Origin of the sequence: uncultured Corynebacterium sp. (assembly GCF_902782855.1) — a bacterium.
Classification (GTDB): Bacteria; Actinomycetota; Actinomycetes; order Mycobacteriales; family Mycobacteriaceae; genus Corynebacterium.
This window is the reverse complement of record NZ_CACZOO010000078.1, coordinates 1-12,056: the sequence shown is the minus strand read 5'-3', so window position 1 is coordinate 12,056 and position 12,056 is coordinate 1. Positions and strand designations below refer to the sequence as shown.

6 protein-coding genes are annotated in these 12,056 nt (G+C 68.3%); 4 read left to right on the top strand and 2 right to left on the bottom strand.

The window, feature by feature from the left end; translation table 11 throughout:
• Positions 1–118: 118 nt before the first annotated feature.
• Positions 119–811 carry a hypothetical protein gene (locus QZV72_RS03485; protein ID WP_297005334.1) on the bottom strand — a complete coding sequence of 231 codons (693 nt, stop codon included), beginning with the start codon at positions 809–811 and terminating at the stop codon, positions 119–121.
• 61 nt (positions 812–872) lie between these two features.
• Positions 873–1,583 carry a hypothetical protein gene (locus QZV72_RS03480; RefSeq protein WP_297005331.1) on the bottom strand — a complete coding sequence of 237 codons (711 nt, stop codon included), beginning with the start codon at positions 1,581–1,583 and terminating at the stop codon, positions 873–875.
• A 545-nt stretch (positions 1,584–2,128) separates the two neighbouring features.
• On the opposite strand from QZV72_RS03480, the gene QZV72_RS03475 reads away from it, so the two are divergent.
• The 4 genes from QZV72_RS03475 to QZV72_RS03460 form a co-directional block, all read left to right on the top strand.
• Complete coding sequence (locus tag QZV72_RS03475) at positions 2,129–2,767, top strand: hypothetical protein (protein WP_297005328.1); 639 nt, start codon at positions 2,129–2,131, stop codon at positions 2,765–2,767.
• A gap of 7 nt (positions 2,768–2,774) precedes the next feature.
• The gene (locus QZV72_RS03470; RefSeq protein ID WP_297005326.1) at positions 2,775–5,552 is read left to right on the top strand and encodes a VWA domain-containing protein; all 2,778 of its coding nucleotides are present in this window, start codon (positions 2,775–2,777) and stop codon (positions 5,550–5,552) included.
• A 64-nt stretch (positions 5,553–5,616) separates the two neighbouring features.
• Positions 5,617–9,252, top strand: a complete 3,636-nt coding sequence (locus QZV72_RS03465; RefSeq protein WP_297005323.1) for a tubulin-like doman-containing protein — start codon at positions 5,617–5,619, stop codon at positions 9,250–9,252.
• Positions 9,252–12,056, top strand: a 2,805-nt coding sequence (locus tag QZV72_RS03460; protein ID WP_297005319.1) for a hypothetical protein, incomplete at its 3' end; no start/stop codon positions are given. The genes QZV72_RS03465 and QZV72_RS03460, both read left to right, overlap by 1 nt.

Genomic DNA, 12,056 nt, shown 5'->3' with positions numbered 1-12,056 from the left:
GGCGGGTAGAGGGCGGACTGGTCGGTGGTCTGGCTCACGGTGAATCCTCCACTGGTGGTGACCGGGAAGTTGACGGGTGCCCTGTCGAGCGTAGCACCGTCCGCCCCGGTGGGCAGCCCTACGCCCGGAGCGCCTCCGCGACCGCCGCGCCGAACCCGCCGATCTCGTCAGTCGTCGGCGCCATGTGCTCCTCGATCCCCCGGGGCGTGACATCCAGGTAGAACGTGCCCTCCGGATCCACCAGCACCGTCACCGGGAAGTCTGCCCCGGACATCCGGTCGGTGTAGGTGAAGGCGTCGAAACCGGGGATGTCGAGCACCCGGTAGTCCGGCAGTTCCCCGCGGTCATCGCGCATGTCCGCGATCCACTCCGCGTCCCGGGTGTAGACCATTTCTCCCCGGTACCCGTTGAGCACCATCGAGCAGGTTGCCGCATCGGCGACGGCGTTACCCTGCCCCTGCACGATGCCGGGACTCTGCCGGCACTGCACCAGCGAGGACGCGAAGGACGCCGGCAGCGTCCCCTCCTGCCCGAAACTGCCGAGCACCGAGTTGATCGCGCCGAGGTCACCGGCATAGGTGGCGACCTGTGACGGTTCAGAATCCCCGTCATCAGCCAGGTAGTACCCGGCGCCGAGGCCCCCCGCCAGTGCTGCTGCAGCAGCTCCGCCGACGAGAAGACCCCGGGTCTTCCGGGGGGATGCCCGCTGGGGGACGATCTCAGGCTGGGTGGGCTGCTGCCAGGGATTCCCGGACATCGGGATGCCGGTCGGCGGAGCGTCGAACGAAGGAGTGCTGTTATCGGTGTTCATGTGGGTGAGACACCGTACCCACCGGAGAAGTTCCCCACCCCGGACAACAACTACTCCCCGACTACTCCCCGGAAATCCCGAGCACCGCTTCCACGGCGCGAATGAAGCCGCTGTTCTCACTGTCGGAGGGTTCGTCACCGTAATCGTCGCGCGCAGAGACGTCCAGGTAGAAACTCCTGTCCTGGTCGGTGAGCGTCAGCATGGTGAGGTCGTTGTCGTGGGTACCGAACCTCGCCCGGAACTCTGCGGCCTCCAACCCCTCCACCGCCACTTCCTTGAATCCGTCCTGTTCCGACCGCCTGTCCAACTGATCATCGATCCATGCGCGCTCGTCGGAACCGACGTACCTGAGTTTTCCCCGGTAGCCGCTGACCGCCGCCTCGCAGTTCACACCGTCGGCGTTCTTCCCGAAACTCGACACGTCCATTTCCACGCAGTAGAAGAGTCCCTCCGCCAACGCCTCAGGCACCTTGCCGATCTCCGCGTCCGGGAAACCGGGGATGCTCTCACCGGAGTACATCTGCACCCCGTCCGGGGCATCCGCTGAGCCGCGGTCGCCGAGGAACCAACCGGCTCCGGCACCGACCGCCAGAGCCACCACTGCAGCAGCAACGGTGGCACCCCACGATCTGCGCTCCGACGTGTGCGTCGTCGGTTCGCCCGCTACGGGCCCCGTCATGGTCAGGGACGCCTGCGCGGAGTGTGTGGCGGCGCCCTCCGACGCCCAGGGATTGTGGGGGACTCCCCCGAACGGCGAAGGCTCAGAATTCATATCACTCATGCTACTTGGACACCTAGTGCAATCAGATGTTCCTTTCGCCTGTTCCCTCAGCCCGGGAAGACACCCCCCGGAAGACCCCCCGGAAAGCCCCCCGTGAACAACACCGCGGGAACAACACCGCACTCCACCGTGTCCACCTACCGGCTGCCCGGACAGCCGCCACAGTCCCCGACCACCCCGATGAGGAACCGGGGACGGCGCCGCCGGTACTGCCCTCACTTACAGGGGCAGGTCAGAGCACCTGCAGCACATCAACCCCGACCACACCACCCCGGGCCCATCCGTAGCGTTCGATTCAGTGGGTCGGCGGTCGGGACCGTCTGATACGTTTTATCTGTTAACCCCCACTACCTACCCCTAGCTTCGCAAAAAGACACAGCTGTCTTCCCTTCCGGCTGATATCCGAACCCGCCGGTACCACCGCTTCCCGTCGGTCGAGGAGCACAGGCCGTGCGGCCCCGTCTGAGGGATCAAGACACATTTTTCATCAAGCTTTCCGTCGTCAACCATGAAGCCCCCGGGTCAAGGAGGTCCCCGTGACAAACCCTTTCAGTAACGGCGACGCCGGTTCCGGCCCCTCCTGGGGCCAGAACTCCGGCGGCCCGACCGGCCGGCACTCCGGCAACCAGGGAGCCCCGACCGGCGGTTCGCCCTTCGGGTCATCGCCCTTCGGCGCCCCCTCCACCGGCGCGCCCGGCGGCACCGGCGGCACTCGTCCGGTGGACTTCTCCTCCGGCAGTTCCCCCGCGAACGGAGCAGTGACCTTCGGCACCCCTGCCGGTCCCGGCGGGACCGCGTCCACCGCTCTGCCCATGGAAGACGCCCCGACCGCTCCCGTCACGCCGGTCACCGGCCCCTGGGCCTTCATCGGGGCCGCCACCGCCACCGCGGTGATCGGCATCCTGCTCGGCATCGCCGCCCCATTCACCGGGTCGGCGACCGACAGTCTCTTCCACACCCTCGCGATCGTCGGTTGGGTTCTCGCCGGCATCCTGACCTTCATCCTGCTCGGACTGCACACGGCAAAGGACACGAAGCGGCAGGCGGAGAGCTTCTACGTCGGCACCCCGGCACAGAAGACCCTCTACCGGGTCTCGGCCGGGCTGGCGTGCGTCGGAGTCATCGTCACCGCAGTGGAGATCGCCCTGTGGATCAGCAAGACAGTGGGAGCGTAGGAGAATCATGACCAGCACATCACGTCGCCGCGGCATGCGTCTCGCCGCGGCTCTGGGCACGGGAGCCCTGCTCGCCGGAGCCGCCCTCGTCGGAACTCCCGCCGGCTTCGCGCAGGCCGCTCCACCCACCGACAACAATTCGATCCTCAACCCCGCGGGCCAGCGCAACCTCGACAACCTGGGCGCCTGTATCGCCGGATCGGGTACCGCGGACATCCTCATCATCATGGACGAGTCGGCGTCCCTCCGGAAAGAGACCAACGGGAATCCCGCCACCGACCCTGACGGGCTGCGGGCTGACGCAGCCAAGTACCTGGTCAGCCAGCTCGGTCGCCACGCCAATGACCTCAACGCGACAATCAACGTCAAGCTCGCCGGTTTCGGCACCAGCTACGAGAGCAACACGTCCACCTACGGCGGCTGGGTCAACGTCAAGGACGATCCCGACGGCCTGAATTCACAGATCGACGGCACCGTCGAGCGCAGCACGCAGGCCTGGACCAAGTACGGCGATGCCGCCACCGGAGCTCTCTCGGAGTTCTCCGGCGCCCCGACCGGTCCGGGCGGTGCGTCCAGTGACTGTCAGGCAGTTCTCTTCTTCACCGACGGCATGATCAACGCCGGCGCCGGCGGAGACGACAACGCGCAGAATGCCGCGGATCCACAGGGGCTCATCGACGATCTCTGCCGCCCAGGAGGCGCCCTGGCCGGCCTCCGCAATTCAGGCATCCGCTTCTTCACTGTCGGACTCCTGCCGGAGAAGGACGCTGCCGCCGCGGGAGACCTCCTGACCAGGGTCGCCGAGGGGGATGACTGCTCCGGCGTCCCCGGTAACGGCGCGTTCTTCGATGCCGGGGATGATGCGGCAGGTCTGTACGCCGCTTTCGCGAACTTCATTCCGTCGGCGGGTGGCACCAACAACACCAACCCGCTCGACAAGCCGGAACGGTTCGTCCTCGACAACTCCATCACGGAGATCCACCTCTCCGCCATCCCCACCTCCGCCCTCACCGGTGACGCCTCCCCGTACCTGAAGAGCCCGGACGGCGCGAAACTGCCGCTCACCGAGGACGGTCAGTCGTCCCTTGACGGCGCCACGGTCACCACGGAGACGGTCTCCGAGGTCAACGGAACCGTCAATGTCGATCTGGAGCTGACCTCCACGGACGGCTGGGCGGGTGAATGGGAGTTCGGTTACGACAACGCCGCAGGCTCCGACGGGAAGTACAACGTCCGTGTCGAGCTGCTGCCCGGGCTCTCCATCACCGTCGACCAGCTCAACGGTGAGGAAAACACCGGCCTGAAGTCCAACCAGGACATCACGGCGACCCTGGTCGACAAGTACGACAAACCCGTCACGCTGGACGGCGACGCCCAGATGACGGCGTCCTTCGTCCCCACCAAGGGGGAGACCGTCCCCCTGAGCGCACCTGCGGTCACCGGAACCGGCCAGCCGGTCTCATTCCCGCTGTCCGAGATCAGGGACGCCGCCTCCGGCACCCTCCGTCTGGACGCAAACATCACCACGCGCGGTGTCGACGGTGGCAAAGGCACTCCGCTCGACACGGTCACCGTGGACTTCCCGGTCACGATCACGCCGGAGAACCTGCCGACCATCGGTACCCCAGACTCACTGAACATCGACGCCGAGGAAACCACCGTTCAGATTCCGGTCACCGGACCGGGCCGGGTCTGGGTCACTCCGACCACTCTGACCTCGGGTGATGAGGGTGTGACCCTCCCTGACGGCGTCGGTTCCGTCGAGGTCTCCTCGCCGTATCCGGGGCAGGACAACGCCCTGGAGGTGCCGGAGGGGTCCACGGAGTACCTCCCGGTCACGCTGAAGTCCCCGGACCTGGCCGACGGCCGGATCTCGGCTGCCCCGGTGATCCAGCTCGCCAGCCTCGACGGTGCCGACTCCGCCGACGTCACCGTCCCGCTGTCCGGCAACATGACCTCCCCGGTGAACACCGGCGTCTTCATCGGCGCCCTCATCGGCGTGCTCCTCCTGGCGATCCTCATCCCGCTGGCCGTGCTGTACCTCATGAAGTTCTACACTGGCCGGATCCCGTCCACCCCGGGCATCCACGCCGTGCGTGTCCCGGTGAAGGTCGAGAACGGCCGCCTGATCCGCACCGACAGGGGCGGGAACTTCCAGCTCGGCTTCGATGAGCTCATGGGTTCCGGACGCGTTGTCGCCTCCGGTCGCGACGTCAACCTCACGGGTGTCCCGGTCCACGTCAAGCTCGGGGTGAACCCGCTTACGGCCCCCACCGCCGTGGTGGACGCCCCCGCCCCGTCCATCTCCGACGAGGGCCAGCAGGTCGGCACGCAGGCCCGCCTGCCGCTGGCCGTCCACAACCACTGGTTCGTGCTCGGTACCCCGGGTGACCCGACGCACGGCGAGGTCGTCCTCGCCGTCGACGAGTACGCCACCGAAGGCACCATCAACGACCTCGCGGCCAAGATCACCACCAACGGCCCGGAACTGCTCGAACGCCTCGCGGCCACTCCGGCGGAGACGCCCGGCCAGGGAGGGAAGCCCGCCAAGCAGGGTGGCAAGCGCCGGAAGAAGAAGGGGGCCGACCCCGCTCCGTTCCCGCCGACCGAGGACAGCATCTTCGGCAACAGCGTCGGCCCGTTCGACGGCCAGCCCGGCGGCCAACCCACCCCATTCGGTGGACCGACCGGACCGGCAGGTCCCTCCGACCCGGGAACATCCGGCGGTGGCTGGGGGTCCAACCCCGGCAACGGCAATGGTGGTCCCTCCCCCTTCGGCAACTGACCAGACAACTGACCAGACAACTGACCACAGCACCACACACATCCACGCCTTCTAAGGAGAAAACGTGAAGAAGTTCCTCGTCGTCGGTTGCGGCGGCTCCGGAGCCAAGACCCAGGCCTACATGATCGACCAGCTCAAGGCGCATCTGCGGGCTTTCGACCCCACCCTCACCTCCCTGCCGAAGGCGTGGCAGTTCGTCAGCATCGACGTCCCCGTCTCCCCGGAGAAGGGCCCCGACGGGCTCGGCAACGTCCAGGACAACGGCGGACGCTACGTCGGCATCGGTTCGAAGCAGCAGTACAAGACCTTCGACACCGGACTGGCCGTTAATCTCGGACGCAAGAGCGTCCTCGGCGAGGTCGCCACCTGGGCGCCCCGCCACCCCGAGGCGATCAGCACCCCGGTCTCCGACGGCGCCGGCCAGTTCCGCGGCCTGGGGCGCATGCTGACCCTCCAGTCGATCCCCCGGATCCGGGAGGAGCTCAAGGCCGCGATGGACATCCTCGAAGAGTCCGACACGATCTCCGAGCTCAACGAGCTGAACTACCGGATCACCGGCCACCAGACCTCGGCGGTGGACGCCTCCCCCGTCATCCTCGTCGTCTCCTCGATGGCCGGCGGCGCCGGTGCGTCCATGTTCCTCGACGTCTGCCGCGTCCTGTCCACCCTGCCGAACGCGAAGCCGGAGCACACCGGTGTGTTCATGCTGACCCCGGAGGTCTTCGAGAACCTTCCGTCGGACGCCATGGTCGGCGCCTGGCCGAACGCCCTGGCCATGTTCGGTGAGGCGGTCGCCACCCAGACCGGCGCCGCCACGGCGTCCGACGTCGAGCTCTTCAAGGCACTCGGTGTCAACGCCGAAGGCTCCTCCAACACCTTCGCCCGCCTCTTCCCCATCGGTGGACGCATGGGCGCCACCGGCGCCCGCTTCGGTGACGGTAACCCGAACACCGTCTACCGTGGCCTGGGCCGCGCCCTCGCCGCCCTGATGACCTCGGAAAAGTCGGCGGACTCCTTCGTCCAGTACAACCTGGGCAACACCGGCGCCACCGCCGCCGACCGCGACTACCTCGGTTGGGCGGACGCCTCCCTGATCCCCTGGGGTGACATGCCCTGGGGCTCGATGGGTTACGCCCAGCTCTCGATGGGTCGCGACCGGTACGCCGAGTACTCCGCGCAGCGCCTGGCACGCACCGCCTTCGACCGTATCCTGCGCGGCCACATGGACCCGCTGAGTTCCGACACCGGCGAGGAGCAGCTGCAGAAGCGGATCAACGAGCGCTACCCACGCATCCTCGACAAGATCTGGATCGGCCAGAACATCCTCTACTCCGAGCCGAACCAGGCCACCACCGCCCAGTGGATCGGTGGCGTCTTCGCCAACTTCGCCGGCCCGGCCGCGCAGCAGTCCAGCCAGTGGCTGCGCCAGCGTCTGCCCGCGTCCGACGGCATGAAGGCCTCCGACTGGGGCGCACTGGTGCGCTCCCGCCTGTCCGACCAGGCCGCCGCCGGGGAGATCCACCGTCAGCTCGACGACGCCGCCTACGGTGCGGTCCACACCTTCGCCGACCAGTTCTGCGACCAGGTCATCTCGACCTGTGAGGAGTATCTGTCGACCACCGGCCTGCCCTTCGTCGAGAAAGTCATCGACCGTCTCGGCGAGGACATCCGCCAGCGGCTCGTCGGCCCGATGGAGCTGCTCCTGCGCAGCACCCAGGGACGCAGCCCGGCCGTGATCACCCCACCCATCGACCATATGCTCCAGCCGCTGACCGGCAACGGTGCGGTGACCGGCTCCGGCCAGATCCTCGACAACATCGCCGCCCAGTACCGTGGCCAGTTCACCGAGTACTTCACCATCCGGGTCGCCGACTACCTGTCGCGCGTCCTCGAGGACTTCCTCAACAACGCCCTGAACCGACTGGCCCGTGAGCTCACCGACGCCCACGCCGACCTGGAGCACGCCGACAAGAAGAAGTCGGTGAACATCAACCTCGCCGACGTCGCCACCGATGACCCGGTGGCCTGGCCCCGGGACAAGGAGGAGATGATCAGCGACCGCTTCCGCGGCTCCGCGAACGAGATCCTCATCTCCGATGTCGACCACTTCCCGGCCGACTACGTCACCCACATCGTCCAGGATGTCCGCGTCGCCGACCCGGAGGTCTTCGACGACCGGGACGCGTCGCTCTCCGCGGCCCAGTCCGTCATCCGCGGCCGGTGGGACACCAACGGCGCCGAGAAGGCCCCGGAGGACACCCTCGCGGTCGCCGCGAGCTCCCGTGCCGGCGGCAACCGCGCCGGCTGGGTCTCCCGCCACCTGGTGGCGTCCCGCGGGACCGGCGAGGAGCGTGAGTCCCGGCCCGGCTCCTTCAAGGCCCGGATCCGTCCCGCCCAGCTGCTGCAGCGCGCCCGCCTGTGGATCCAGCGCCCCGACTACCACTTCTCGAAGTTCATCAGCACCGACCTGCGCAGCTACATGACCCAGGACGAGGCCACGAACGACGCCACCTTCGCCGCCCGTATCGCCCGGCTCCGCTCCGCCTTCGGCAGCGCCCTCGACCAGGCCCGCCCGCTCGCCGCCGTCGACTCGTCGATGGTCTCCCTGGTCCACGGCCAGGAGACGGAGTTCCACTACAACTTCTCCGAGATCCCCTTCAAGGCGAACTCGGCCGCCGAGCAGCTCCGGGCGGTGCTGAACCAGAACACCGCCCTGGACCCCTCCACCCGGGACGCCATGGACGGCGCCATGTCCGACGGGTCGAAGGTGCGTCACATCGACGTCTTCGGGTCCTACCCGAACTACTCACCGGTGGTCTTCAGCTCCCTGTTCCCGCACATCGCCAAGGACTGGAGCTCCCGGACCAGCCACGACGGATACTGGTCGCTGCGCCGCTCCCGCCCGATCCCCGCCACCGTGCCCCTGTCCGACGCCGAGCGCCAGGCCATGGTCGCCGGCTGGCTCATCGGCGCGGTCACCGGTCGCATCCACATCCAGGGTGACGGCACTCCGCAGGCGCGTGCCCACATCTACGACGACGCCGCCCGCCAGTGGGTCGACTTCCCGCACCCGCTGCTCACCCCGCCGCAGGAGATGAAGGCGAAGATCGACTGGATGCCCGCCGTCATCGAGTCCGTTCTGCTGGCCTACTCCCAGGTCCAGGACAAGGACGGCCACGGCGGACTGGCCGGTTCGCTCCGCCCCTACCGGCTGCTGCGTGAGCTCTACGACAACCACTCACAGTCCCCGACCGGTGGCGCGAACGACCACCCCGCGGTCCGGCGTCTCTCCGAGTTCCTCACCACCGGCGAGCGACCGGACCAGGCGACCCTCGGCACCGGGATCCAGGACCGCTACGATCTCTTCCTCGGCCAGCTCAACCACGCGGCGAAGAACGCCGACATGTTCCTCCCCGGTGGCGGCGGCCTGCCCGGCGCCCAGGTGCAGGTGAAGCCCTGGGCCTCGGTCACCGACCGCGGCCACGCCTCCGCGATGCCGCTGTACCGCGACTTCGCCCCGGACGTGCGTGACATGACCCGCGCCCTGAAGAACCACCTCGACGCCGCGAAACAGCGGGCCGAGAACCCCGGTATGTTCGCCGGCCCGTCCGCCGCACCGGCGGATCCCTTCTCCAGCCCGACCGGGCAGTCGTCCCAGTCCGGACCCACCCTTCCCGATTTCGGAGGTGACCTCTTCTGATGAGTGCCCGTACCACACCTGACGTCGTGTTCTTCGGCCACGGACTCGTCGCCGACCAGATCCGTCGCAACCTCACCGACCTGGCGGCCCTCGGTCTCATTGACCCGTTCACCTGGATCGACCCCCGCCTGTCTGAGACCGGTGCCACGGTGCGCCGGATCTCCGCCGACGGTGCACAGATCACCGGTGTCGATCAGGTGCTACGGATGGCCCGCGACCCGTTACTGTTCATCGCCCTCGATGTCGAGGACGACGTCACCGACGGTCTGGACATGGCGTCCGTCGACCGGTGGACCAGCGGCATCGAGACGCGACTGTCCGCGGCGTCCGCCCCCGCCCGCGTCCGCGTCCTGCTGCCCCGGCTCCCCCGAAGTGGCAGGGTCCCGCCGGCGAACCCGTCCTGGTCGACGACCGTGGCGATCGCCCCGGAGGATTCCGAGGCGCCCGATTCGCCGCTGTCCCCGGTCCTGCGCACCGGCGACCCCACCGAGATCGCGAAGGTCGCCGCACCGACGCTGTGCGGACTGACCGGCCTGTGGTCCAGCGCGAACTCCTGCGCCCTGCTGGACAGTGAAGGCCACCCGATCTCCACCGGCGGCGCCTACCAGGTGCGCCTCGCCCGGGCCTACCACCGCACCATCGACGCCTCCGCGGTGGAGGACCGCCTGCGCCGCACCGCCACGGACATCCGTGGACGCCTTCCGCAGCCGGTCACCCCGGACGGACGCCAGGCCGACCACATGGGCAGCGCGGAGAACGCTCCCCAGGAGCTCGCCAACCGCCTGCTGAACCAGTACCACGGATCCCTGGCGAGCCCGATGCAGCCGGAGGCGCAGCGGACCTCGACCCGGAAGGGCTGGTTCAAGGCGATGACCTCCTTCCTCGGCGACTACTTCACCAAGGGGCTCGGCACCCCGGCCAGCTGGTACCGGGCAGCCCGGGCCAATGCCCAGTCCGCGATGGACACCCGGGTCCAGAATGCCCTCTACGGTGAGGATTCACCGGTGCGCATCATCTCCAACCCGGCGGCCGGTCCGGCCCAGGAGATCAGCCTGGACACCATCGCCGCCGCCGCGTCCCGCTACCGTCAGCAGGCCATGGCCCACGGGCTGCGGGTCGGCGACGAACCCCAGCTGGCCGACATGTGGTCGGCCTACCGGGACGTGGCCCTGACCCTGGTCGACGGCGCCGAGCGCCAGCAGGGGCCCCTGGAGACCCCGAAGGACGCCTACGGCAACCGGAAGATCGTCGAACAGGGCTGGCAGTCCGTGCCCGACGTCGAGGACTCCTTCAACGGCTTCCACCCGCTGCTCGGCCAGCAGGTGGGCCTGTCCCCGGCGGACACTGTCGTCCTCCCCTTCGACGCCAAGAAGGCCGAGTACTACGAGCAGCAGCTCGATTTCGTCGCCGGCCAGTCCCGGGAACCGGCGATCCGTCGGCTGCAGCAGAACTTCAGCCGGTGGAAGGAGACAGCGTCCCGCAGTTTCGCCTGGCACACCGGCAACGGGCTGCGCTGGCTGCTCTCCGAGTCCGTGCGGAACGCGAACACCCAGATCGAACGGCGAGACTTCTACGAGGCGAAGCTGTCCCAGCTCCAGCTGCGGGACCAGGAGGCGATCAACCGCACCTACCAGACCACGACCCGGTTCCTCTTCGGCCTGGAGTTCACCCTCTTCCTGGTCATGGCGCTGTCCGTGACGGTCCGGTCCAGGGAGAGCTGGCAGCTGGAGTTCTTCTCCGGCCTCGGCTGGCCCTGGGCGATCCTGTGGTTCGTGCTCGGCAGTCTCGTCCTCATGGCCTTCCACATGTCCGCGTACGCCAGGGCGCGGAGGGGAGTGGAGAAATACCTGCAGGACCTCCACCTGTACCAGAGGAACCTCACCATCACCGGGGAGAACATCCACCTGGCGATGGACAACTGTGACCGGCAGGTCAAGGCGTACCAGCAGCTGTTGAGCTGGTCCACGCTGCTGGGTCGCGCCATCTCGCGCCCGCTCGGACGGGACACCTCGGCCGGCATCGGCCTGGAGTCCCCCTCCGCCGGTCTCCCGCTGTCCGCGGGTATCGGCCAGGCGACGATCCCCGACGATGACCTCGGCCCGCTGGTGAACACCGTCCGCCGCGAGATCTTCCCCCCGCACTGGGCGGGGGACGCCTTCGACCTCCTGGTCGCGGACACCTCCGCGGACCGTGAGCACCAGACCGGTGATCACGCGCCGAGCATGACCCAGCTCGCCGGTCAGTCCGGCGCCGGCACCGGTTCCGGGCTGGACAAGCTCGCGACCTGGGCCGTCAGCGAGGCGATGGAGGACCGTGACCACACGCGTGAGCGCTGGTCCAAGGTCGTCGACTCCCCGGTCTTCGCCCGCGAACTGTCCCAGCGGATCAGCTCGGTCGAGTTCTTCTCCGACGGCCGCCCGACGGCCACGACCAAGGAACGGTTCCTGTCGACACTGCGCGGCGAGGACACCGCCGCCGGCTCCTTCCTGCAGGACGCCGTCTCCACCATGGCGGTCAACGACCGTGCCACGACGATGGATGACGCCGTGTGCCGGATGGACCACACCAGCGACCGGTCCGACTCGCCGTCCGGCTGGGGAGACTCCGCCGCGGACATGTCCGCGACGGGCACCCTGACCCGCTCGGCGACGCTGGTCCAGTTCGGTCGCGTGACGTCGCTGAACAACCTCGGGGCCGGCGTCGACGGTTCCGCCACCCCGCAGCCCCGGGATGCCGCGCTGCCGGTGTTCGAGGCACCGGTGTTCGAGGCACCGTCCTTCGAGGCACCCAGCTTCGGGACACCG